The sequence below is a fragment of the Candidatus Methylacidithermus pantelleriae genome (assembly GCF_905250085.1).
GTDB lineage: Bacteria > Verrucomicrobiota > Verrucomicrobiia > Methylacidiphilales > Methylacidiphilaceae > Methylacidithermus > Methylacidithermus pantelleriae.
The window spans coordinates 113,357-136,065 of record NZ_CAJNOB010000012.1; the positions used below are offsets into that span (position 1 = coordinate 113,357).

General features: G+C 55.7%; 20 protein-coding genes, 1 tRNA gene and 1 pseudogene. 10 read left to right on the top strand and 12 right to left on the bottom strand.

The window, feature by feature from the left end; translation table 11 throughout:
• Nucleotides 1-33 precede the first annotated feature (33 nt).
• A complete protein-coding gene (locus KK925_RS04595) occupies nucleotides 34-453 on the top strand; it encodes a hypothetical protein (RefSeq protein ID WP_174581962.1) in 420 nt (139 codons plus the stop codon).
• On the opposite strand, the gene KK925_RS04600 is transcribed toward KK925_RS04595, so the two are convergent.
• Nucleotides 450-1,316: a phosphoribosylaminoimidazolesuccinocarboxamide synthase gene (locus KK925_RS04600; protein ID WP_236027854.1), complete on the bottom strand. Its 867-nt coding sequence runs from the start codon at nucleotides 1,314-1,316 to the stop codon at nucleotides 450-452. The two genes, KK925_RS04595 and KK925_RS04600, sit on opposite strands and share 4 nt — an antisense overlap.
• Nucleotides 1,317-1,417: 101 nt before the next feature.
• Here KK925_RS04600 and KK925_RS04605 point away from each other — a divergent pair, with 101 nt between their 5' ends.
• The gene (locus KK925_RS04605; protein WP_174581963.1) at nucleotides 1,418-3,946 is read left to right on the top strand and encodes a glycosyltransferase; all 2,529 of its coding nucleotides are present in this window, start codon (nucleotides 1,418-1,420) and stop codon (nucleotides 3,944-3,946) included.
• A 659-nt stretch (nucleotides 3,947-4,605) separates the two neighbouring features.
• Here KK925_RS04605 and KK925_RS04610 read toward each other — a convergent pair.
• Nucleotides 4,606-4,812 carry a hypothetical protein gene (locus KK925_RS04610; protein WP_174581964.1) on the bottom strand — a complete coding sequence of 69 codons (207 nt, stop codon included), beginning with the start codon at nucleotides 4,810-4,812 and terminating at the stop codon, nucleotides 4,606-4,608.
• A gap of 431 nt (nucleotides 4,813-5,243) precedes the next feature.
• On the opposite strand from KK925_RS04610, the gene KK925_RS04615 reads away from it, so the two are divergent.
• Nucleotides 5,244-6,149: a Kdo hydroxylase family protein gene (locus tag KK925_RS04615; protein WP_174581965.1), complete on the top strand. Its 906-nt coding sequence runs from the start codon at nucleotides 5,244-5,246 to the stop codon at nucleotides 6,147-6,149.
• Between the two features lie 510 nt (nucleotides 6,150-6,659).
• Here KK925_RS04615 and KK925_RS04620 read toward each other — a convergent pair.
• Nucleotides 6,660-7,544, bottom strand: coding sequence for a manganese catalase family protein (locus KK925_RS04620; protein ID WP_174581966.1), 885 nt, complete (start codon nucleotides 7,542-7,544; stop codon nucleotides 6,660-6,662).
• 171 nt (nucleotides 7,545-7,715) lie between these two features.
• On the opposite strand from KK925_RS04620, the gene KK925_RS04625 reads away from it, so the two are divergent.
• Complete coding sequence (locus tag KK925_RS04625) at nucleotides 7,716-8,618, top strand: LysR family transcriptional regulator (protein ID WP_174581967.1); 903 nt, start codon at nucleotides 7,716-7,718, stop codon at nucleotides 8,616-8,618.
• Between the two features lie 413 nt (nucleotides 8,619-9,031).
• On the opposite strand, the gene KK925_RS04630 is transcribed toward KK925_RS04625, so the two are convergent.
• Both KK925_RS04630 and KK925_RS04635 read right to left on the bottom strand, forming a co-directional pair.
• A complete protein-coding gene (locus tag KK925_RS04630; RefSeq protein ID WP_214096299.1) occupies nucleotides 9,032-9,418 on the bottom strand; it encodes a hypothetical protein in 387 nt (128 codons plus the stop codon).
• Between the two features lie 870 nt (nucleotides 9,419-10,288).
• Nucleotides 10,289-10,489 (bottom strand): hypothetical protein, encoded by a 201-nt coding sequence (locus KK925_RS04635; RefSeq protein ID WP_179959115.1) that lies wholly within the window; start codon nucleotides 10,487-10,489, stop codon nucleotides 10,289-10,291.
• 559 nt (nucleotides 10,490-11,048) lie between these two features.
• Between KK925_RS04635 and KK925_RS04640 the strand changes: the two genes are divergently transcribed.
• A complete protein-coding gene (locus KK925_RS04640; RefSeq protein WP_174581969.1) occupies nucleotides 11,049-11,411 on the top strand; it encodes a hypothetical protein in 363 nt (120 codons plus the stop codon).
• A 171-nt stretch (nucleotides 11,412-11,582) separates the two neighbouring features.
• On the top strand, nucleotides 11,583-12,608 hold the full coding sequence (locus KK925_RS11350) for a LysM peptidoglycan-binding domain-containing protein (RefSeq protein ID WP_174581970.1): 1,026 nt from the start codon (nucleotides 11,583-11,585) through the stop codon (nucleotides 12,606-12,608).
• 89 nt (nucleotides 12,609-12,697) lie between these two features.
• Here KK925_RS11350 and trmFO read toward each other — a convergent pair whose 3' ends face one another.
• On the bottom strand, nucleotides 12,698-14,089 hold the full coding sequence (trmFO, locus tag KK925_RS04650) for a methylenetetrahydrofolate--tRNA-(uracil(54)-C(5))-methyltransferase (FADH(2)-oxidizing) TrmFO (RefSeq protein WP_214096301.1): 1,392 nt from the start codon (nucleotides 14,087-14,089) through the stop codon (nucleotides 12,698-12,700).
• A gap of 229 nt (nucleotides 14,090-14,318) precedes the next feature.
• On the opposite strand from trmFO, the gene KK925_RS04655 reads away from it, so the two are divergent.
• Nucleotides 14,319-14,693, top strand: coding sequence for a lipid-A-disaccharide synthase N-terminal domain-containing protein (locus KK925_RS04655; protein WP_236027855.1), 375 nt, complete (start codon nucleotides 14,319-14,321; stop codon nucleotides 14,691-14,693).
• 162 nt (nucleotides 14,694-14,855) lie between these two features.
• Here KK925_RS04655 and KK925_RS04660 read toward each other — a convergent pair whose 3' ends face one another.
• Genes KK925_RS04660 through KK925_RS04670 form a run of 3 tightly spaced genes read right to left on the bottom strand, consistent with a single transcriptional unit; the run spans nucleotide 14,856 to nucleotide 16,844 of the window.
• On the bottom strand, nucleotides 14,856-15,911 hold the full coding sequence (locus tag KK925_RS04660) for an aldo/keto reductase (RefSeq protein ID WP_174581972.1): 1,056 nt from the start codon (nucleotides 15,909-15,911) through the stop codon (nucleotides 14,856-14,858).
• A gap of 48 nt (nucleotides 15,912-15,959) precedes the next feature.
• On the bottom strand, nucleotides 15,960-16,301 hold the full coding sequence (locus KK925_RS04665) for a hypothetical protein (RefSeq protein WP_174581973.1): 342 nt from the start codon (nucleotides 16,299-16,301) through the stop codon (nucleotides 15,960-15,962).
• 45 nt (nucleotides 16,302-16,346) lie between these two features.
• Nucleotides 16,347-16,844: a DUF3347 domain-containing protein gene (locus tag KK925_RS04670; RefSeq protein WP_174581974.1), complete on the bottom strand. Its 498-nt coding sequence runs from the start codon at nucleotides 16,842-16,844 to the stop codon at nucleotides 16,347-16,349.
• A gap of 601 nt (nucleotides 16,845-17,445) precedes the next feature.
• Between KK925_RS04670 and KK925_RS04675 the strand changes: the two are divergent.
• Nucleotides 17,446-17,847: pseudogene (locus KK925_RS04675) on the top strand (hypothetical protein); the annotation flags it as partial.
• Between the two features lie 17 nt (nucleotides 17,848-17,864).
• Here the strand turns inward: KK925_RS04675 and KK925_RS04680 are convergent.
• Together KK925_RS04680 and KK925_RS04685 are read right to left on the bottom strand one after the other, a co-directional pair.
• The gene (locus tag KK925_RS04680) at nucleotides 17,865-18,179 is read right to left on the bottom strand and encodes a hypothetical protein (protein ID WP_174581975.1); all 315 of its coding nucleotides are present in this window, start codon (nucleotides 18,177-18,179) and stop codon (nucleotides 17,865-17,867) included.
• Nucleotides 18,180-18,252: 73 nt separating this feature from the next.
• A complete protein-coding gene (locus tag KK925_RS04685) occupies nucleotides 18,253-18,741 on the bottom strand; it encodes a hypothetical protein (protein WP_174581976.1) in 489 nt (162 codons plus the stop codon).
• Between the two features lie 159 nt (nucleotides 18,742-18,900).
• Between KK925_RS04685 and KK925_RS04690 the strand changes: the two genes are divergently transcribed.
• Nucleotides 18,901-19,689 (top strand): RluA family pseudouridine synthase, encoded by a 789-nt coding sequence (locus KK925_RS04690; protein WP_174581977.1) that lies wholly within the window; start codon nucleotides 18,901-18,903, stop codon nucleotides 19,687-19,689.
• Here the strand turns inward: KK925_RS04690 and KK925_RS04695 are convergent.
• Nucleotides 19,680-19,751: transfer RNA gene (locus KK925_RS04695), tRNA-Val, on the bottom strand. The two genes, KK925_RS04690 and KK925_RS04695, sit on opposite strands and share 10 nt — an antisense overlap.
• A 647-nt stretch (nucleotides 19,752-20,398) precedes the next feature.
• Between KK925_RS04695 and KK925_RS04700 the strand changes: the two genes are divergently transcribed.
• Nucleotides 20,399-22,450, top strand: a complete 2,052-nt coding sequence (locus KK925_RS04700; protein ID WP_174581978.1) for a sodium-translocating pyrophosphatase — start codon at nucleotides 20,399-20,401, stop codon at nucleotides 22,448-22,450.
• The last annotated feature ends 259 nt before the right edge of the window (nucleotides 22,451-22,709 follow it).

The window sequence follows — 22,709 nt, forward strand, 5'->3', positions numbered from 1 at the left end:
TTTCTTTGCTCCCCAAACTCTGGAACGCGGACTTTGTTCCCAACACCATCCATTTCTCTTGACCCCTCGATCCCCGGGTCTAGCTTCGTAAGTGGGATGCGAGCGGTCATTATCGCAACGTTTCTTTCCCTTCTCCTGAGTCCGATTCCCCTTTTGGCGCAAGGAGGGCACCGTTTTGAGAAGCGTCCCCCGGCCAAAGCGGCTCCTCTTCCACAAAGACCTGCTCCCAGACCCTTGAAACCGATTTCTCCCCAGCCTTCCGGAATCTTGGTGGAAGTGGGTCGGCATGGTCTTTCCATGTTTTCTCCCCTGGCCCCCGAACACCTGGGAATCGGCGAAAAATTTCTCACGCCCAACGCGTACCCTCAGAATTACAACGCCAGTGACCCCAACCGATGGGAACAGGGCCAGCGTGAGTTTGGGGGACTCCGGTTATTCGGCTTTGACTTTTAGCCGGCTTTTTCCTCTTGAAAAACCCGTGCGGCTGCTTCCGGAAAGAGCCTCTCGAGCACGAAGCGGTACTTTTGAGCCGTTTGGACCACCACCTCCTCGGGGAGAGCGGGTGGAGCTCCTTCTTTTCTCCAGCCTACTGACTTAAGAAAGTCCCGTACCACCTGTTTATCCAAACTGGGGAGCGCCTTTCCGGGAGCGTACTCCTCAAGAGCCCACAAACGGGAACTATCCGGTGTAAAAACTTCATCGATCAGAACCAGTTCTTTCTCATACCACCCAAATTCCAGTTTGGTATCGGCAATAAGAATTCCTCGCTGCCGTGCGTACTCCGATGCCGCTTGGTAAAGCTGGATCGAAAGCGTTTTCAATCGCTCAAAGAGAGCTTCTCCCAGAAATGCCCTCGCCTCATCCGGCCGCAAAAGCTCGTCATGACCCTGGGAAGCTTTGGTCGTCGGAGTAAACAAGGGTTCGGGAAGAGCCGAACCTTCCACCAGCCCCTTGGGAAGTTCCTGTCCTCCTGCTGTCCCCCATTGACGGTACTCCTCCCACGCTGAACCCGCCAAGTACCCCCTCACGATGCACTCCACGGGAATCACCTTGCAAAAGCGGGCCCGCAGGAGTCTTCCCTCCCATTCGGGAACCTCCCAACCTGGCGGCAATTCATAGGAAATGACGTGATTCGGGCAAATGTCTTCCAGTTGACAGAACCATTCGCGCGACATCGCCGTAAGAATCCGACCCTTTCCCGGAATGAGAGTAGGGAGAACCACATCAAAAGCGCTTAAGCGGTCAGTGGCTACAAGCCAAAGTTCCTTTCCCCAGCGGTAAAGATCCCGAACTTTACCCTCGCGCCACTTTGGCAAAAAAGTTCCTTTGCCTTGGGATTGCACAGGCAGAAGCTCCTCGGTTAACAACAAAGCAAATGTCCCGACCTAGTAAATAAAAATTGCCCGCAGGCGCAACGATGGAACTCGCTCGCATCTACACTCAATCCAAATTTTTTTTCGAAGGAAACCGAAAGTTTTGGATCCAGGGAGTAAGCTACGGGCCATTCCAGCCGCGAGACCCGCAAGGATCACCCTTTCCAACCCCTCAAGAAGTGCAACGCGATTTTACCCTGATGCGGGAAGCAGGAATCAACACAGTCCGGCTGTACGAGATCCCACCGTTGTGGTTTGTGGAACAAGCCAGCCAAGTTGGCTTGCGGCTTTTTCTTACTCTCCCCTGGACCCAACGAGTTCGCTTTCTTGAGGATCGACGGCTAGTCCAAGACATTCGCCGCAGGCTAGCCACCGTAGTACGAACGTTCCGCGGTCATCCCGCCGTTGCCGGTTACTTTATCGATAACGAACTTCCGGCCGACCTCTGCCGGTGGTATGGACCGAAAAGGATCGAAGCGTTTCTTGACAGTCTTGTTCAAACGGTAAAGGAGATCGATCCGGGGGCGCTCACATCGTATGCCAATTTTCCCCCCACCGAATATCTTCTTCCCGGATCCGTCGACTTCTATAGCTACAATGTCTACCTGCACGAAAGGAAGGCTCTGGGAAACTACCTTGCCCGGCTTCAAAACCTGGTGGGTGAAAAGCCCCTCGTCCTGAGCGAATTTGGCATGGATACCCAGCGTCATTCCGAAGAGGCCCAGGCAGTCTACCTCCGGGAACAGTGGGAGGAAATTCTTTCCCGTGGACTCGCCGGAGGAATCGTCTTTTGCTGGACGGATGAGTGGTACACCGATGGGGTTGCCATTAAGGATTGGTCGTTCGGGATCGTCCGGGAAGACCGGAGCCCTAAAAAGGGTTACTCCGTTTTGCAGGAACTCTGGGCCCGCTCGCCGCAAGCCCTTTGGCAAAGGTTTCCTCTGCGTCCTTTCCCACGGGTGACGGTAGCCATCTGCACATATAACGGAGCGGCTACCCTGGCCGAGTGCCTTCGCTCGGTTTCTTGCCTTTCCTACCCAGATTATGAAGTCATCGTCGTGGACGACGGTTCCACGGACGCTACTCAGGCGATTCTGGCTCAATTCCCTTCCATCCGGAACATCCGGCAGGCCAACCTTGGTTTGAGCGCCGCTCGAAATCGAGCCATTGGAGAGGCCTCCGGGGAAATCATCGCCTTTACCGACTCTGACTGTATGGCCGACCCAGATTGGCTTTACTACCTAGTAACCACCCTTTTACAGGGACCCTTTGCCGGAGTGGGGGGTCCCAACCTCTCGCCACCTGCAAGAACCTGGGTGGAGGCCACCGTGGGAAAAGCTCCCGGTTCACCCAGTCATGTTCTCATCTCCGACCAAGAAGCCGAACACGTTCCAGGATGCAACATGGCTTTTTTCAAAAAAGTCCTTTTGGAACTGGGAGGATGGGATCCCCAATTCCGGATCGCGGGAGACGATGTGGATTTATGCTGGAGGCTTCGAGAAAAGGGATACCGGATCGGCTTTGCCCCGGCAGCGATTGTCTGGCACCATCGTCGGTGCACCGTTGGTGCTTATCTTCGACAGCAAAAAGGCTACGGGCAAGCGGAAGCGTTGCTCCGTTTTAAGCATCTCCACTACTTTGGTCCAACCGGCAGCGCGCTCTGGAAGGGGCGTGTCTACACCCAGGTCCGGCTCTTTCCTTTATGGAAACGACCCACTATCTATCATGGAGTCTTTGGCAGTGGTTTTTTTCAGCTGCTCTACCCACCCCAGGAATCGGGGTGGGGAAATCTTTTCGGAAGTTTTGAATGGATCTTCTTTGGCCTCGTCATTTTACTGTGTTCTACCGTCTGGCCGGAACTGCGGATCGTACCACCTTTCCTTTTTGCCCCCACCCTTCTGTGGGCCCTGGGCTATATGAGCCGGGCCGATCTAGAAGAATGCTTTGACGGAATACATTGCCGCCTGCTCCTATTTCTTTTGGTCCTTCTGCAACCGGTTGTTCGAGGTTGGGCCCGGTACCGAACCTGGTTCCAAGGAAAAAGAACTCCCCGCTCGGTCCTGCGGGTTCACCACGAACCCAAGGACCTTGGAAAGGGCCCAACCAAAGAACTTTCTTTCTGGAGCGAGAAGGGAATCGACCGGATTACTCTCCTTTCCCATCTGGAAGATCGGCTGCGCAAAGAAGGATGGTCCTATTGCCTGGATACCGGGTGGACCCATTGGGACATTCACATATTCGCAAGCCGCTGGTGGGGATTGCGCATTCGAACCTTGACGGAAATTTATCCCCACGGAAAACGGCTGACACGCGTGGCCAACGAGCTTGTTCCTAGCCCCCTTTGTTGGATCCTAGCTCTGGGCAGCTGTTTTGGTCTGGGAGCACTGGCCGCCAGCCAGGGAACTCTTCCCTGGCCTCTCGGCTGGGGCGTGGCCCTTGGGCTTCTTCTCTCGCTCTGGTATCTCCATGGAAATTCAGTAAGAAGTCGGGTGGCAGATTTGATCCGGCAGGCAGCCCGGGATTGTGGCCTTACTCCAGTTCAACCTCCTGTGGGCCAAACCAGGAGCCGCTAATGGAGGTGTTTCTCAAGCAAGAGCTCATCTTGCGTTGACCGCTAAAAGTCCCCTTGTGGATGAGAATTTTTAACCTCCAAGAGACCGGTCTTGTACAATGCCCGCACACGACCCAAAAACTCCGCAAGCGTGTTTGTCTTTTTTGAAAACCCGCTTCCCCCACCTTCGACACATCCCCACACGCGAGTTTGCGTTTGGAGCTCTTACACGCCGCCTTGACTTGCCTGCCGGATGGCGGCCCGATAGGCCCCACCCGCCTGGTTCCGGCCGTAGGCATTTTTTTTTGGGGATACGGAAAACCGTTCAACCGCCGGATCGAAACGGCCATAAAGCGCCCAAGCTACGCCCAAGCCGGGCACCTCAAGTTTTTTTCCTCCTAGACCCGCCCGCGCCGGGCCCAGTTCAGGGTGGAGTTTTGGGGTCGAAGGAAGCGCCTCTCCCAGGTCGAACTAGTCTCATCCCGATCCTTGAAAGAAATCCCCCCGGTTAGGCGCCACAGGTAGAGCACGTCTCTGTCGCACCGCGTTTTTTTCCCTCCCCGCACGACCCTCCAGCACACCACCATGCCCTTTGGCGTCTCGTGGAACCGAGCGATCCGACACAGATTCTTTTTCGTGCCACGGAATTCCCGTAGGAAAAGTTCCGGTGCCGTGCGGCCTCTAGTCTTCCACAGGTCCCCCCGTCATCCTCCCCGGTATAGCTGGCTCATTCACCCTGCGCAGGCAGAGGCTCCTCTGCCCTACGCATATCCGCCAGGGTTCCTCAAAGACGGCAACCGACTTCCGCCGCCAGGACGAATCATCCGGACTGGCTTCCGACGGACGGCAGCGATCCGGTAAGAAGAGCTTATCCTGTTTCCTTACCATTTGGAGGCCCTTGAGAAACGACGGACGCTCAATCTTTGTCGTTACTCTTTCCGTCTCCACCCCGAACCACAGGTGATTGTGGCTCGATGTAATGGCGGGCCCTTCTCTTGTGGCCCACGTGGCCGGAAAGGCCCCCACCCCACAAGGAAGACAGCACAGAAAATCCTCGCTTCCTTGGTCAGGCGAAGCTGCCGGACCCTTTGATTCCCGAACCCTTCCGGCAGAAAACCGGGTTGGCTTCTGCCTGAGCCAGTACACCAGCCCGGATTTTTCTTAGCAGTGCGGTGTTACGGGATTGGCGAGGATTCCCGAGAACACAGGAGTCCATCTTTCGCGATGCTGGGAAATCCACCTGGATCATAAAGAGGACCCGGAGGCCAGCGGAGGAAATAGGTTGACAGGGCTTGGTTCGGTCGGATTCGATAAAACTCATGAGACCCTTGAGGAAACCTCAAGCTGGAAGTTACGTCATTACCTACTCCATTTCTTCTTGGGAGCCGGAGCTTTCCCCTGAGACGCGCGAAGAGCTCCTAGAGGATTTGGAAGGGGGACGGGTAATTTATTTTCCGGAACTTGCGTTTTCTTTTTCGGAAGAGGAAAAGGCTTTTTTTTCTCCCTACTGGTCAACTGAAAAAGCGAAAAATATTAGTTTTGACCCGGTGCATGGACAACTGAAAGGGACCGAGGCTGCAGGCTCTCGCCGGGAACTTCTAGCCTCCCTTTTGGGTCGCTTTGCCAGCCAGACGCAGAGACTGATCCGCAGGCTTTTTCCCTCTTACGAAAGCGGGCTTGAGCAAGGAAGAACAAGCTTTCGACCCGTTGAAATTCAAGGCCGAGCCATGAGCGTCCGAAAGGATGATTCGCGCCTCCACGCGGATGCTTTTCCCTCCCGACCCACGCAAGGAAAAAGAATTTTGCGCGTCTTTTCTAACGTCAACCCCGAAGGAAAACCTCGGAAATGGCGTATGGGAGAACCCTTTGCTGAGTACGCGCGGCGATTGCTCCCTCGAGCTCGTCCCCCAGCATGGTTAGAACCCTGGCTGCTGGAGAAGATGGGAATTACCCGAGGCCGCCGCACACTCTACGATCACTACATGTTGGCCTTGCACGATCTCGGCAAGGAAGACGAAGGGTATCAAAAACAAGGAACACGAGAAGCTTTTGACTTCCCTGCCGGTACCACCTGGATCTGCTTTACCGATCAGGTGATCCATGCGGCCGATGCCGGACAGTATCTTTTGGAACAAACCTTTCTCGTTTCCCCTCAAGTCCTCCGCTACCCTGACAATTCCCCTCTTGGGATCCTTCAAACTCTCCTTGGTAAACCGCTGGTTTGACCTTTTTCGGCCCGAAGGACGCTCGAACTACACTCGCTGAAAAAAACTTTCTGTTTTCCTCGCAGCGATCCTTTTTTCTTCTCAAAAGGCCCACATTCTGTGCAGGAATTTGCCCCGTTCTTTCTTCCCTTTGGAAAGCTTAGGACAAAAGGAGACAAGTCGATCCAACCTAAAAAGGCTCAGAGGAATAAAGGGATCGCCCTTGGAACTCGGACCTCTGTGGGGCCCTTGGGCAAGGCTGGCGCCCGGCAAAACAAACACTCTCGCGCGCGCCCGCAAAGCCCTCTTAGGCCCAGGCCGTTGACGTTGAACACAGCTTCTCTGGAAAATTTCCCCAAAAGCTACCTCTGGAAGAGTCACCCTGCGGGAAGGCCGCGCCCGGACGGGTGCCTAGGCTGAAAAGGGGACGCACCCATCCGGGCGTAGCGACCGGATTTTTTCTCGCGAGGTCTTTCGATTAGACTAGCCAGCCAGAACCTTTTTTTCTTTACGCAAGGGGCGGCCTCCCCTTTACTTCACTCCCAACCGCTTAGCGATTTCCGCGAGCTCTTCAGGACCAATGCCCGGTGCGAATTCCGCGGGAACTGGTTCCAGTTCCGGTACTTCTCCTCCTTCGGGCGGACCGTCCACTACTCGAAGCTCCCCTCCATCGGGGTGGGTTCCTTGCCAAAGCTTGGCGATTTCCTTGTAGTCATTCTGGCTAAACCGGTAAAGGAACCGATGGTATCCCTTGTCCTCGTATTTCTTGGCGTCCAGGAACCGGGAATTGTCAATTTTCGGTATGGGAAGGAGCTTGCTTACGTTGACCCCGGTCACCGTCTCCAAAGCCTTGGCATAAGCCAGGGCATGCACACCACCACGAACCAGGAGATACCCCACCATTTCACGCGCGACCGGGTGGTCAGCCATTTCATAAACACGGATCTTCTGGGTGCGTGCCCCGCATTCCAGGAAGAAGTTGTGGAGAAGATCGAGCACAAGATTGCCACTACTAAAGACATAGTCTCCTCTCCAGGGATCTCCCATAGAGCTACCACAAAGAGCCGTGGTTGCCGTTGCAATGAAGTGATGCGTGTTGCGAGCGTTAAGTCCACTAGCCAGGGGTGTTGAGGCTGGATCTCCCTCCTTACACACCCCGGTCATGAGGAGATTAATCGTAGCGGCTACCAGCTCGATATGCCCAATTTCCTCCGTGGCGATATTGGCAATAAGGTCATAATACGGTCGCAAAGCCGATTTGCCGCGGAAGTTAAACGACTGGTACATATAGTTCATAACCGTTGACATCTCCCCGAACCGTCCTCCGAGAAGCTCCTGCACAGCTGCCGCCGCATTCGGATTGCCTTCCTTAGGACGAGGCAGTTCAATAAGCAGACGATCGATTCGTAGAAACATTGGCGACCTCCTTTCATTGTTGGATTGAATTCCCCATACGGGAGGCCCTTGAAAAAATGATCAGTCCGTATGCCCTCTCGGGGGCACAAGGGCCTCCCTGTTTTTCAATGAGGCACCGCTTTCGAAGCTTGGCCAAATACGACTTTTCGATAGAATCCATAGGCAAAACCGATGGAAATTTTTCAGCTCCGGTACTTCGTGGCGGCAGCTCGAACAGGAAGCTTTACTCGGGCCGCGCAACTTTGTCACGTTTCCCAACCTTCGTTAAGCCAGCAAATTCTTAACCTGGAGCAAGAGCTTGGACAGCGTCTTTTCGACCGGCTAGGGAGACGGGTACTCTTGACACCGGCTGGGAAAACTCTTCTCGAACATGCCCTTGCCATCCTCCATGAGGTTGAGAGCGCCAAGCGAGAGATTACCGAAAGCCGAGCCTCGCTTAAGAGGCCAATCACCGTCGCGGCGATTCCCACGGTGGCCCCCTACCTTCTCCCACCCGTTCTCCAGCGGATAAAAAAACAGCACCCAGAACTGGAAGTATTTCTGGAGGAAGGACTCACCCAGCAAGTGCTCAGCCTAGTTCTTTCTGGAGAAGCGGACTTTGGGGTCATCGCCCTGCCAGTGGAGGAGGATCGGGTCGGAATCGAACAACTTGTAACCGAACCCTTTTATGTCGCGTTGTCACAAGTTGACCCGCTAGCCAAACGACCCCAATGCACCCTAGCCGAACTCAAAGGAAGGCGTTTCCTTTTGCTCGATGAGATCCACTGTCTGGGTGAACTCATTAGCCGCTTTTGCCGCACCCACGGGCTGGAACCAAAGCTTGTCTCGCGGTGTTCCCAGCTCTGCACGATCCAACGGCTGATTGGCGCCGCGCAAGGCATTTCCCTTCTTCCCGCCATTGTTTGTCACCAGGATCGGGATACCTCCCTCCAGTACCGGCCGCTTGCTGGCGAGGCACCGAAACGAACGCTTGTAGCCATTTGGCATCGGAAAAGGGGGATCTCTCAAGGAGTAGAACGTTTGATCACAGAGCTCAAAATGGAGGCTCGCTCGATCCTCGCCTACCGTTCCTAACACCATAGACAACCATTCCCCTACCAGGGAAGATCCTCCGGGATGCCAGCCGAACGGTGCGGCCGACGACTCGCGTGCCAGGGTTTCACCGGTAAAGCCCAAATAGCGCCCAGTCCCGCGTTTTCGGGGAGAGAGATGAACGAGGCAGCCAATTGCCAACCCGCCGGCTATTCCGCTGCATACGCGGCTTTGAGTCTCTTCCGAATCCCCGCCAGAGAATCGACCGCACATGCTTCGTCCGGTTGCTTGCGGGTGGAGCGAAGGTCACATAACCGCCGCCGGTGCGGGTAAAAACGATCGCCTCTCGCACCGACGGGCGTTCGGAAAGACCTACATCTATTCCGGGCGACGGCACGAAGCGCCGCCCTAGCTAGAACTCCCGCCGTGACGGCGCACGTAGTTGACCCCAGCGATCACAGACGTGTACACCGCGTCGACTTCAAGCACCTCGACTCCGGCAGCAAAATCGCCCCCCTTGGGCAATCCCGATCGCCTTGCCAGTAGGCGAAGGAAAAGAGCGAACGAGCCCGAACGGGATCCACCGACTCAAACTTAAGCTTCCTCTTCCAAAGATCCCATCGTTCGATCACAAGCGCCTTGCCCCATTTCTGCACAACCCTGGCCAACCTCCTTGCACGCATCCCTAAAAAATCACTTTGGCTTCTTCCTCGCTCTTGCTGTGGAGATTCAGTGGGATCCAGCGGATTCTCACGAAATTGCCCAAGCAGTCCCATTTCAACCAAGGCGAGATGATCCTCGTTAATCTCGATGCCGACCGTTCCGGCAAGGCGGCGCGTCATGAAGGAATCCGTTCCGCACCTCGACGCTCGACCAACACCTGCCATCCTTTCCCGTCCCGAACGAAGCGGTAGCTTTACCGCCATGTCTTGCGCTTCCAGACGAGTTTCCCCCCTCTTTGGTTCTCCTGGTCACCATCCGGCTTCCGGAGAGGGCCTGGAGGACCCCCTCCTGGCGGTAGGCCAAAGCACACGCCTTCAAGAACTAGGTACTGACTCGGACTTGCCCTTCTGTTCGGCAGCGGCAACCGTAGCCGATAGGCTCCCGTCCGGGGATAGCGTGGTTTGGCAGGACTGGTTGCCGGCGGTCTTGTCCTTCAAGTCCGATTACAAAGAACTGCCTCGTCCGATCCCCCTACCCATCCCTCTTCCAGTCCGCCTGACTGGCCTACCCGCTTTTTTCCAAGCAAAACTTTTTCCGGGAAAAAAGCGGCAGGAACCGAAAGAGAGACGTACCCCCTCGGGACTTTTCTTCGGCCACGAGCGCGTCAAGCTTGGTCCAGAGGATCGTAATCCGCCGCTTTTTCTTGTGTAAAACGTTTGATCCCGGCTTCTTCTCGTCGAGCTTCCGGATCACCCTTTGTACTCTTTTGGATGCACTCGTTAGTTTCCTCAATGAGCTCAGGCCGCCCTTGGCCGATCAAAGCGATCTTTTTTCGCGCTCCCGATCCGGAAGCCACAAAACTCTGGGGCGGCCAAGCGAAACCGCAAGAGGAAGGATCGCTTAAGGTTCTTCAACCAAACGCTCGCCCGCATCTGGCAAAAAAACTCCGCTCTTACCCGCCCGCACAGCGCCGCATAGCTCTTAACCAACGCCCCCTGTTGGATTCCTCACCCACAACCGCGTGTGGTGAGGAAAAAGAGGGAGCTTTTTCATGCGTTCCCTGTGCGAGCGCGCCTTCTTGGCACCGTTCGGCGCGGATTTCTTCTCGTAAAGCCTGGCACACAAGCAAACCATGATCTCATGCAGAGTTCGCACACGATATCGTCGGTCAATTCGTTGGGATCCACGACCAGGATGGATCGAGTCAGCGTGGCCAATGCCGCTTCCCGGTACTCGAAACCGAAACCCACGAGCCGGTCGCACTACTCGACCACGATGACACCGACCTCTGGATCACGGGGCAGCCGACGAGCCCTCTCCCATGGTCGCTCATCCCGGAGCCGACGTTTTTGACGGGCTTGAGGACCCGCAACGGTTTACTGGAGAGCCAACTCAGAGAAACCAAAGCCAATGGCCCGTCTCAATCCGCTTTTGGATCGGCGCTTGCACACCCCAGCGTAAAGAGCCACGCCATTGGCCGCTGGCACCGCCGCATGCACCATTTTCGTCCCGGTCGGCAACTATTCTCTGAGGGAAGAGGCAAACATCCCTCGTTCCACATCCGCCAAGTCGTCTTGTAGCAGGCGCCCTGCCGCTTGGCCCATGCGCTAAACTTCATGCTGATATTACCCCCATACACAGCCGCTATATCTCCCTATACGTTTTAGCTCTTGGCAACCTTTTCGGCCACGTTGCGACATCCCCGAAACACCTCCGGGAAACCACGCGCTAGCGACAGTGTCTTGCCCCCCGCGTCGCGCTAAGGTTCGTCCCACCCGCCAGACCGAGACAAAACGAAAGAAAATGTTAGTGACAAAAACGTTTCCGGCGCTCGCAGGAAACCCATCCTCTAACGCGGTCCCGGGAATACATGAAGCTCCCCATGCCCAAAAAGGGACAAGTCTTTGCCTCAAAAGCGGGCTTGCCATAGCCCAAAACGTACCCGGTTGTAAGACACCCGGGCGTCGCTACCGGATTTCATCTCGTTGGGCCGGTTTTTTCCCTCTCGTAGGAACTCCTTTTTTTGCGATGGGGAAAGAATTGATTCGGATGCCCGCCGTTTGGGAAAACCGCAAGCTCAACGTTCCAACCCTGCCTTTGGAGATCCAAGGGAATCCCAGTTTTTTGCGACTTCGAGCAAAAATGCATTTCATCCGACGCGCACCCGGCTAGGATGGGCGAGCTATGACTATGAGAACCTCTGTTTGCGCTTTGTCGGTTTTGCTCGTTTCCATAGGGTTTTCTTTACGGGCTCAAGAGACAAGCCCGCTACCTTCCGTCCCGCCACCCCCTCCTCCCGCTCCAGTTGAGGGGACGACTCCCCCAAGCCCGCCCTCCCCGAATGTGCCATCGGAAGCTCCCACCTCTCCCCCTTCCTCGACCACCCCTCCCAAGGAAGAGACCGGTACAACCTACACGGTGCGTAGCGGTGACTCCTTATGGAAGATCGCGCGGAAATTTAAGGTTACCGTAGAAGACCTCAAAGAAGCCAACGGTTTGAAAAGCGATCTTCTCCACCCAGGAGATGTGCTGAAGATTCCGGCCAAAGCCAAGGCAACCGCGGAAAAGAAAGAAAAAAAGTCCAGCACCGCGCCTAAGGGAAAAAAACGTCAAACTCGACCCAAAACTTCCGGCCGTTCCTCCCTTCCTCGAACCTCTCTTAGCAGGGCAAACCGCCCTAAAGAGTTTTTCCCCCTTTCCCCATCCAACGTCTCCCCGGAAGCTCCTCGCAAAAGGCATGTGTTGGAAAAATCCCCCTCCCTTGGAAACCGTATCTACTGGGAAACACGCAGGATTGCAGCGCGCGGCATTGCCTACGGAGATCGCCTGCGTGCACCCAGCGGCAAAGGCCAATGGGTCATGGATTGTTCCAACACGGCCCGGTATCTCTACTGGAAGGTGATGGGAGTCGATCTTGGGAGGACAGCCTCGGACCAGTACGAGAGACTAAAAACGCTAGGCCGAGCGTGGGAGGTGCCCAAAGGTGTGGCCGGTTCCTCAGGAACCCATTTCCTAGACCAGACGTTACAACCCGGGGACCTCATATTTTGGGAACGCACCTATCGGCCGAAACGAAAGTCTCCTGTCACCCATGTCATGATCTTCCTAGCTGCTAGGAGGGATGGAAAATGGATCATGGCAGGATCCCAAACCTCCCGCGGCGGCCTATTCAATCCCCGTCACAGCGGTCCTGACGTTTACATCGTCGACCCTCGACGACCGATGGGAGCATATGGCCGATTTTTTGGCCTTTTTGGACGCGTGCGAGGTCGCCTGTTCGCATATGCAAGACCATGCGCTGGGACCTCCGAAGGCAGAGTCGCCTTGCATACCGTGAGGCATGCTTCTCCTTTTTCCCCTGATCCCTAAAAAGCCTCTCTCCAAGATACCCAAAACCTTTTTCCGCCCGTCCAAATCGCCTTGCTCCCGAAAAAAACCTTCTTCTTTCCAGCACCCCGTTAACTTCCTATCAAAGCTCCCTTCTTGGAAAGCCTAGCTACTGCTTGCTCTTCCAAAGCCATTTCCGCCGCAAACTCTCGCATCGTCTGTAAAGCCCGTTCCACTAAAGCGCGATGACGCAGCTCCCGATCCCGAAGGTTGGTTTCCAAGGGCGGCAAAAGCCCAAAATTGGCCTTCATTGGCTGGAAGGTTTCGGGACCGGCGTGCGTCACGTACCACAGCAAGGACCCAAGCATGGTTTCCCTGGGGAAAACCCGTGGCGGTATACCCCAGATGCGACGTGCCAGATTGATGGCAGCCACCAACCCCGTCCCCGCATTGCCGACATATCCTTCCACCCCAGTGATCTGGCCAGCAAAGAAAAGACCCGGTCTGCCGCGAAATTCTAACGTCGGTTCCAAAAGTTTTGGGGAGCAAAGAAAGGTGTTTCGATGCATCTGACCAAACCGAGCAAAGCGAGCTGTCTCCAGACCCGGGATCAACCGGAACACTCGGGCCTGCTCAGACCATTTCAGGTTGGTTTGAAACCCGACCATATTCAAGAGAGAACAGGCTACGTTATCCTGGCGGAGTTGCACCACCGCAAAGGGCTTTTTCCCGGTCCTCGGGTCCCGCAACCCCGCTGGCCGCATCGGCCCAAAGGCAGGAGCTAGAGGATCTCTCCGCGCCAGTTCTTCAATCGGAAGGCACCCCTCAAAGAAACGCAGCTGTTCCTTCTCCCATTCCGGTAAAGGGAAACATTCGGCCGTGCGCAAGGCCTCAATGAAACGGAAATACTCCTCTCGGGATAAAGGACAGTTCCAATAGTCTCCCCCGGGTAGTTCCCCCTTTTGGTATCGGGAACCCCGAAAACAGACTTCCTCCCGAATCGAATCGGCTTCGACTAGAGGTGCAATCGCATCGTAAAAAAAGAGCTGCCCCATTCCAGCTACTTCTTCCAGAGAGCGGGAAAGGGAAGGACTTGTCAAAGGACCGCTCGCGATAATCACAAAAGGGTCCGTGGGGATCTGGAGAACCTCTTCCCGGCGAATCTCGATCAAAGGCTCCCTTTGGAGATATTCCGTTACCGTGATGGCAAACATCTCCCGGTCCACGGCCAGCGCAGTTCCAGCCGGTACTGAACAGTTGCGAGCCACTGTAAGAAGTAGCGAACCCAAGATTGCTAGTTCCTCCTGTAACAATCCACTGGCGGTGGAAAGATCTTGGGAACCCAGGGAGTTACTACATACAAGTTCTGCAAGATTTCCTGTCCTGTGTGCCCCGGTCATGACTTTCGGACGCATCTCGTACAGGATGACCGAGATGCCCCTGCGGGCTAGCTGCCACGCCGCCTCGGCTCCGGCAAGACCCCCTCCAACAACCACAGCATACTCTTGCATGGACGGTCTCATGGTTTTTCTCGAAAAAAACCGCGCTGGCCTGGGTATCGGCACCCTTCCCAAACTAGATCAATTGACGCCCTACCCAAAAGGAAACCCGACTTGCCCGGGGCGGCAAAAGGCCTTAAAGACGCCACTCTACCCGCTCGAAAGACTTTTGCCTTTTCCATCCACCCCAAAGAGTCCCCATAGCCGCGGGTGTCGGCAGAAAAAGCCAGCTCCGAAAAATCAGGCTGGCCCTGTGAACCCTGCAAGGCTTTCTTTCTCCCTTATGAACGAGATTCTTGGCGCAACGAATTGGCTCGGAATCCAATGGCACCCGATGAAGGTCGTCGGCTGGCTGGGGAATCTTCTTTTCTTTTCCCGTTTCCTCATCCAATGGATCGCCAGCGAACGAGCCAAGCGCGTCGTCGTCCCCATTGCTTTTTGGTATTGCAGCCTGCTCGGTTCTCTGCTGCTTCTAGCTTACGCCCTCTACAAAAGGGACTCTGTCTTTATTTTTGCCTACGTATTTACCTGGATCCCGTACGGGAGGAATCTCTATTTTGCTTACCGAGACCGCACGAAGTCTCATCCCAAAAGAGCCCCTCACCCAGAGTTGCCGCCTGATTCCTAAGAGAGAGGCCGATACCACTCTTCCGACAAACCTAACCCCATCCGTCGGCGCAAGGTTTGCGTTGAGAGCTGCCAGCCTCCGCAGGTGATGTCCTGAAGCAAGGATGGGGAAACGAGTTGCCCACCCGCCCACCGGCGGGCTGGGGCCCTTTTTTTGCGATCTTTAGACCGCCGAACCGTCAGATCCACTCCGGCTGGAAGCTAGTTCCTCCGGAGGGTGCATGGTTCCTTTATACTCCACCTTTTCCGGTTCAACACCAAATTGGCTTTGGATAAGCGATTCAATCTTCGAAAGTTCCTCCACAGTTAAAGGAACGGCTTCGGAAGCCCCCACGAACTCTTCTAGCTGATCTTCGTTGTAGATATTGGGCAACACGCTAACGATTCGAGGATCTTCCAATAGCCACTGAATCGCTGCTTGACCTAGGGTCCTTCCATCTCGCTCCAAAAAGCGAAGCTTATGAATCTTCACTAGACCCTTCTCCAGCCACTCTTTCGACCGGAACCTGCGGTGATCGTTCGGCCCAAAGGTAGTTTTACTTGTATATTTCCCCTCCAACATCCCGCTGGCGTGCGGTACACGGATCAAGTAACGGGTGGGTCCAGGCCCTGCTTGATCCATAAGCTGTCGGCCCGGATAGGTCTCTAGTATGTTATAAATGTGCTGGACCACGTGAGGCTGACGACGCCGCACCACCTCAATTCCCTCGTATAACCACCCAATCGCAGGTCCTAAGGCAGCCCCGTAAGCACGGATTTTCCCTTCTTCTTGAAGCTTCCGAACCGTTTCCCAGAGCCGATCGTCCCGCACATGCTCCATCCGGACATTGTGCAGCTGGAGAATATCAATAGTTTCCCGGCGAAGCCGCCGTAGGCACGCCTCCACCGCCTTGCAAAGATAAGCGGGAGAAAAATTTTGCGGAAGCTCCCGATCATCCGATCGTGAACCTTCTCTTCCATAAAAATCATACCCAACCTTGGTAGCGATCACGACACCAGGGTCGCTCCCAAAAGCTTTTCCCAAAAGCTCCTCCCCTAGCCCGTACCCGTAAACATCGGCTGCATCGAAAAAAGTAATTCCGCGTTCCCTCGCGATCTTCAGGAGCCGGATCGCCTCATCTTCCGTGACGCGCCCCCACCATCCTGTGGAAATGGTCCACACCCCAAAACCGACTTCCGAAAGCCGCAGTCCCGTTCGAGGAAGTTCTCGATAGCGCATAGGTCTTATAGTAGAAGCTTATCAAAACCCGCGCAGCCCAAAAACTCTTCAAAAAACGTTCATTTCTAGCCTGCCTCGCCTCGGCACCGACAAGGGAAATCCCTCCTGTCGTACTCGCAACCAAAGTTTCCGGCTCTCCAAAGCCCGGTTCCAGGCGTTTTCACTCTTCCCAAACCCGCGCCGAAAAAGCCTCCCTCTCCCCTCTGCCGGGACACCACCACTGGCAGCTCCTTTTTCTGTCCGCAAAAGCCCTGGGCCCCCTGTCAAACCCTCCCCGCTTCCTTTTGTCCCAATGAATGGCTGAAGCTCGTACTCCGTATTGCTAGTGAAGTCGCTGCAGGCAGCTTCTCGGTGGTAGCAAGCTTCCTTTCGAAAAGCTTCGCTTTCCACCTCCGCCCAGCCACCCGGTTACGGGAGCGCCACTGCCTTTTCGAACTAGAGACCTCCTGTGACCTCGCCGCATTCCAGCATCTCGCTCCCATAGTAAGGATTCCGAACGTCCTTCCCCTCTTGAATCCAGTCTGCATCCACCATGGGACAATGAGCGATGACGTAGCGCCCCGTTTTAACCCCCTTGCTTTTGAGATAGGGAATGAGTGACGTGCTTAGCTCCTTAAACGCCAGCCGGGCTGACCAGATATCCTTGGCGTTGGAAAGCTTTTCGGCAGCCTGGCAAACTGCGCTCGGAGCATCCTTCCAACTGTCACTCTTAAGGATCCTAAGGAGGGTCTGCGCCTCGGCCGGAACTGGCTGAAACTTGTCAGCCGCCAAAGCCTTTTGGATGGCCACATACGAGGCTAACAGATCAGCCCCAACCTCCGGAGCACCTCTTAGGCTGGCGGTGAAGGTCAATAACGGAAGCAAAGCAAAAAGGACGAATGTGAAACCAAAGCACTTTGGTTGGCTTTTCTGCACGATCCTCTGACATCGCATGGTGCCTTACCTTCTTTCTTCTGGTAAAAATGATTCTGTGCCTCACGCGTAGCAGGCATTGGAGAACCCTACCTAGACTTTACTCCCATTGCCTGCAGGGCGTCCAACCTTTCCTATCAATTCGTGCCGGCTCGTGCACCCAACGTGACAGAAAACCACAAGCCAGGTGAACCCTCCCCAGCGAGTTGTGGTTCCGAGATAGCTGGAACATTCCAAGGGTTTGAAGGTTGGGAAATCGAGGGAAGCCCATTGCCCTGAGACCTTTTTCCGGTGGAGCTCAAGGAAAGAGAGCCCCTTACTGAGATAAAAGGGGAGGGAATCTCCCTAAGGAACCTCATGAACGAGCAGAATGGCTCACAAGCTCCTGGGCATGAAAACGACGGCCCCAAAGGCCTAAAAGAAACGTTCTACCTCGTCGAGCCGCGAATCTTCTTTCGCCGGACGGTTGCCTTGCTGATTGTCCTAGATCATTCTACCAACAAGCTGAACCGTACGTACCGGCATGATGCCTATTCCATCCACCTCGTTCCGCACCCCCTGATTTGGTGTCGAAAGCGTCGAAACCCGGCACAGAACCAACCCGTGGCATAGCGGCTCCGCGGAAACTGTCCCATCCGTCGCCGATGAGCAAAGCTGGACAGTCGAGCATCCGGCCGTGATGCCCGACCATGTGCCCCTTTTTGTGCGCGGTCATCCAACGGTTGTCCCCTACCAGATAGCAGCGTTGTCCGAAGCGCTGTCAGCCCACCACCTGTGGCGAGAGTTCCCGCGGTTGCGACGCCTGCTTGAACCTTTGGACGTGCTCCTACCTTGGTTCAACTGCCCAGAGCGTTTCCGAGGAGACGATCCAATGCTATCTCGAGAGAGAAAACAAAAGCTGACTAGGTCAGATAAGATCGCCAAGCACCCGCTGGTCGCACGGCTCGAGACGGTCATTGCGCTCCGCAAGACTTGGGCTCGCTTTGCCCGTGTAGGGAACGTCCTCATAGCTACCGCTCGGTAACAGTGTGCCTCTACGAACTAGAGCCTTCCGCTTTTGTCCCGCCATGACACTCGGAAGAGCCTGGCGGTTGCGGCTACCCGTGTGAGTCGCACGATTATCTGTATCGCAATGCCTCGCAAGCGCCCAAAAAACGTGGTCCGCACGCTTCGCCCGAGTCCTTTTCCCACCAAACCCGTTTTTTTTGCGTGATTGGGCTCGATGTGGTTTCCCTTGCGACGGCGACAAGACGGGTTGAAATCGTCCTTATCCTTCGCCACTACCCATGTGGCTGGCTGAACGGAAACAAAACCGCAGCTGGCTTGAGGTACCGTAATAGGTCCTTCTTCCTGCACCCTCTCGCCCAGACAAAAGGCGTAGTCTCGACCAGCCGCCAAGCGGTGGGTATCGATCGTGGCCTAAAGAGTATCATCCCCTCATCCCACCCCTTGCATCCGTCGGATCGCCAGGCCCAACACAACCGGCGTGGCGATAACACACGGCGGCGGACCCTGTTAGGCCAAGAGCACGAGGGTCGCTGGGGCGCGCACTCAAAAGGATGGTGACCTCCCAACCCCGGTGGGTAAAGAATCGCGAAAACCGCATGACCAGCCGGCATAGATTCGATCTTTTCAGGGCGAGTCTCAAGGTTCTGGTCTTTGACCAGATAAGACCTATTCGCAGCCTCATCCAGGTGATAAGACTGATCCAGCTCGCCTGCGCAGCCCTGAGCGTTGGGCAAAGTGATTCGCGTTCTTGGCCTGCAAGAGAACCCAACAGGGCGTCACTGTCGTCGCGCTGCACCTCAAAGAATAGCTGTTGCAGGCCTCCCCGGTGCCGAGGCCTCTTGAAGGCAAATTGAAACGGGTTTCCATTGGTTTGTGCCTTTTGCGGATATCGCCCATCCACCGATCTCATGGCCGCTTGGCCGATCGCCATGGTCGATTCGGCGACTGATATCGGCTCTCCGTCCTGGACCCTCAAATCCTCGGGGCCTGGTACCTGCTGAGGCGCCAGGGATAAACTTGCTGCTTTTGGCTCCTAGTTCCTAACCTAGCCAGACCCAGGCATCCTCCCATGTTGGCTTGCCCCTATCCCCTTCGGATTGTATGGGAGAACGAAGAACTTCTGGTTGTGGACAAACCTCCCTTTCTCCTTTCCCACCCCTGCGGGCACAATCGCGTTTCCAACCTGATAAGAGAGTTACGAAAGAGTCGACCCCATGGATATCTGGCTCTGATCAACCGGCTAGATCGAGAAACGAGCGGCCTGGTCGTGGTGGCCAAGCATCCGGGGGTAGCCTCCCTTCTCGGAAGGCTGTGGGAGAAAAGAGTTGTTGTTAAGGAATACCTGGCGATCGTTTGGGGCCGGATGACCCCGGGTCATCGATGGATCATCGATTCACCCCTAGGCAGGGTGGGCATTTCAGAAAAAAACCCGGTCGCCCTTCGTCAAGGCCCAGTCCCGGGAGCGGCTTGGGCCTGCACGGAGATGATCTCCCTGGCCACAACCGGAGATTTTAGCTTGGTTCGAATCCGGCCGAAAACGGGGCGGCTGCACCAGATCCGAGCCCACCTTTCCCTGTTGGGGTTTCCCATCGTTGGCGACAAGATTTACGGGCCCGATCCCAAGCTCTTCCTAGAGTTTATCGACAAAGGATGGACAGTAGAGCTTTCCCAAAAGCTCCTTTTGCCAAGGCAAGCGCTCCATGCCCACGCCTTAGGCTTTTGGTGGCGAGGCACCTGGCGCTGGTTGCAAAGTGCTTTGCCGCCCGATCTCAAAGCGTTTTGGCGCTCCCAAGCTAGGAAGGGGAGCAGCTGGAAAGAAACGCCGGGCCTTTATGGCGCTCACCCGGCTGGGCAGTGAGGGATTCGAACCCCCGACATCCTCGGTGTAAACGAGACGCTCTACCACTGAGCTAACTGCCCACATTGGAGCCTTTCCTTTTAAGGCAAAATAATAGGAGCAACGCGCAAAAGAAAAGCTCCAAGCTAACGAGATCATGGCCCAGAAGAGGAACATCGGTTCCCAGCATCCGGCCGTTTACCCGCCGGACTCCTGGGTCTTTCCTCTTGCCTGCTCCTAGCTTCCTCCGCAACCCGTCTGATAAAGAGGCCGCGTCACGCTTCGTCCACGAGTGTTCTCCATCTCCGGAGCAATATCGCGGCAACACCCAGCTGCACGAAGGGAAAAAAACATAAGATTCTGGAGCCATGGAGCCGTTTGCGGGCAGCTACCCGCTGCCAATCTTGGGTACCTTTTCTTGCCCCCTTAAAAAAGGCCCTCGATCGAGGACTGAACAAATGCCGCTCGGTTGGATGAGCTTTGCCAGGATGATGCCCAGCGCGATCGGGCGGGCCGCAAGAGTGAACCTACCCCTACTTCCGCTTCAACGAGGAAGTACTGCACGCCATATCTACCGTCGGCCCCGGTCGAAACCGGACCCTTGGGTAACTCTAGCAGACCCCAGTGGGGTCATCCTTCTGGAAAGCCAATATCCATTGCGAACCCCCCAAGAAGGTAGAACTTTTGGGTTGCCCGATCTTTAGAGTAATCACTACAGTTCCACTCGAGTATGGAAGAGTTTCTTATCCGCAATGGGTTTAGTGTTTCCCTGGCGGCTGCCCTTGGGGCCATCGCCAGTGCCCTCTTTCTTGCAGGGCGGGTTCGTGCTTGTGACGCGGGCAGTCCCCTTATGAGGGAAATCTCGGCCGCCATCCATGAAGGGGCTCAAGCCTACCTGCGACGCCAGCTACTGAGCGTTTTATCCATCGCTGCGATCCTGTTTGCGGCCATCGGCCTATTCAAGGGGTGGTGGACCGCGGTTGGCTTTGTTCTAGGAGCTATCTCGTCTTTACTGGCTGGATACGTGGGTATGCGGGTGGCGGTCATGGCCAATGTTCGTGTCGCCCAGGCAGCAACGGTTTCGCGCAGTCGAGCCACACAACTTGCCTTTCAGGGAGGTGCTGTCACCGGGCTTTTAGTGGTTGGCATGGCTCTTGCCTCGGTGACTCTATTCTACCTGGCAACGCTGCGGTGGTTCGGAACCCAGGAAGCCCTGGGAGCTTTGGTCGGCTTGGCCTTGGGAGCCAGTCTTGTCAGCGTGTTCGCCCGGCTAGGAGGAGGTATTTATACCAAGGCCGCCGATGTAGGGGCTGACCTTGTGGGGAAAATCGAGGAGAGGCTCGAGGAAGACGATCCCAGAAATCCGGCTACCATCGCTGACAATGTGGGGGACAACGTCGGAGATTGCGCAGGAATGGCAGCCGACGTGTTTGAAACCTATGTTGTAACTTTGATTGGAGCCATCCTGGTTGCGATCCTTCACTCGGGAGCTCAGGCTCCTTTCGTCATCTATCCGTTTTTAGTCGGAGCCATTAGCGTGGCGGGAGCCCTGGCAGGGATTATCTACGTGAGCTTTTCTGCCGCCAGCCCCGGCCGAGCGCTCACCGGGGGTGTCTTGGTTAACGCGCTGGTTTCCGGCCTGGTTTATTACCCAGTATGCCGGAGCCTTTTTGGGAACCAGGGTCTTTCGTTTTGTATCTGCTCCTGGATCGGGCTTGCCATGACGGCAGTCATGGTGCTGGTCACCGACTACTACACCTCCAAAAAGCGGCGTCCTGTGGTCGCGATCGCCCGCGCCAGTGAAACGGGTCATGCGACCAATATCATTGCTGGCCTGGCCACCGGGATGGAGGCAACCGCGGCACCTGTACTTTTCATCGGGGGAGCCATCCTTTTGGCTTATAACCTGGGCCAGCTTTACGGTGTTGCCCTTGCTGTGATGAGCATGCTCAGCATGGCAGGGATTGTTATCTCGCTCGACGCTTTCGGCCCCATCACGGACAACGCGGGAGGAATCGCGGTCATGGCCGGTCTTCCCCCACACGTGCGGGAAGTGACCGATGAGCTCGATTCCATTGGGAATACCACGAAAGCCGTAACCAAGGGATATGCGATCGGATCTGCAGGTTTAGCTGCGCTGGTCCTTTTTGGATCCTACGTGGAAGAGCTCAAGCATTACACAAGCTCGACTGTGGTAGGTGAACTTTCCTTCACGCTCCAAGATCCAAGGGTAGCTGTCGGTCTCTTTTTGGGTGGCCTTCTTCCCTACGTATTTACCGCAAGGAGCATGAACGCGGTTGGCGTGGCCGCCGGGGCGGTGGTGCGAGAAGTGCGACGGCAGCTGGCCGAGCGACCCGGGATTCTTAAAGGGATGGAACGACCAGATTACGCTCGCTGTGTTGATATCGTCACCAAAGCCGCGTTAAAGGAGATGGTTTTTCCGGCCCTTCTTCCCGTTGGATCGGTCTTTCTGGTCGCCGCCGTTCCGGCACTTGGCCCTAAAGCACTGGGTGGAATGCTCATGGGAACCATCGTGACGGGGCTCTTTGTCGCCATCTCCATGACGTCAGCCGGAGGGGCGTGGGATAACGCCAAAAAGCTGATCGAGGAGGGCCATTTCGGGGGTAAGGGGAGTAGCGCGCACGCTGCTTCTGTGACGGGAGATACGGTAGGGGACCCTTACAAGGACACGGCGGGCCCCGCTGTTAACCCAATGATCAAAGTCGTGAATGTGCTGGCGATTCTCATTATCCCCCTCTTTGCCCGCTACTGGGGCTTGTGAAAGCCAAAAACGAATTGCGCAGGATGTTTGGTCTCTCCTCTCCGAAAGACCTGCGATCCTGGGTTAGCCAGTAGACCCGAACTTGATCCACACGAGGCTTCCATTGCCGGGGGATTCCAGAATTGTTTCCGGCCTCCATCCCACTAGCCTACTCCGAACCAAAGGAGGCTTTGGTTTTGAAGACCGCCCAGGGTCAGATGGCCTCCTTCCGAGCGGGCACCCCGGTCGGAAAAACGCTTGGGTCCAGCCGCCGGAAGGG

Coding starts and splice junctions, on each gene's coding strand:
- KK925_RS04630 (WP_214096299.1), bottom strand. CDS start 9,418: ATGACGCGCCGCCTTGCCGGAACGGTCGGCATCGAGATTAACGAGGAT.
- KK925_RS04685 (WP_174581976.1), bottom strand. CDS start 18,741: ATGAGATCGGTGGATGGGCGATATCCGCAAAAGGCACAAACCAATGGA.
- KK925_RS04605 (WP_174581963.1), top strand. CDS start 1,418: ATGGAACTCGCTCGCATCTACACTCAATCCAAATTTTTTTTCGAAGGA.
- KK925_RS04690 (WP_174581977.1), top strand. CDS start 18,901: ATGTTGGCTTGCCCCTATCCCCTTCGGATTGTATGGGAGAACGAAGAA.
- KK925_RS04625 (WP_174581967.1), top strand. CDS start 7,716: ATGGAAATTTTTCAGCTCCGGTACTTCGTGGCGGCAGCTCGAACAGGA.
- KK925_RS04610 (WP_174581964.1), bottom strand. CDS start 4,812: ATGGTAAGGAAACAGGATAAGCTCTTCTTACCGGATCGCTGCCGTCCG.
- KK925_RS04615 (WP_174581965.1), top strand. CDS start 5,244: ATGAGACCCTTGAGGAAACCTCAAGCTGGAAGTTACGTCATTACCTAC.
- KK925_RS04700 (WP_174581978.1), top strand. CDS start 20,399: ATGGAAGAGTTTCTTATCCGCAATGGGTTTAGTGTTTCCCTGGCGGCT.
- KK925_RS04620 (WP_174581966.1), bottom strand. CDS start 7,544: ATGTTTCTACGAATCGATCGTCTGCTTATTGAACTGCCTCGTCCTAAG.
- trmFO (WP_214096301.1), bottom strand. CDS start 14,089: ATGAGACCGTCCATGCAAGAGTATGCTGTGGTTGTTGGAGGGGGTCTT.
- KK925_RS04660 (WP_174581972.1), bottom strand. CDS start 15,911: ATGCGCTATCGAGAACTTCCTCGAACGGGACTGCGGCTTTCGGAAGTC.
- KK925_RS04670 (WP_174581974.1), bottom strand. CDS start 16,844: ATGCGATGTCAGAGGATCGTGCAGAAAAGCCAACCAAAGTGCTTTGGT.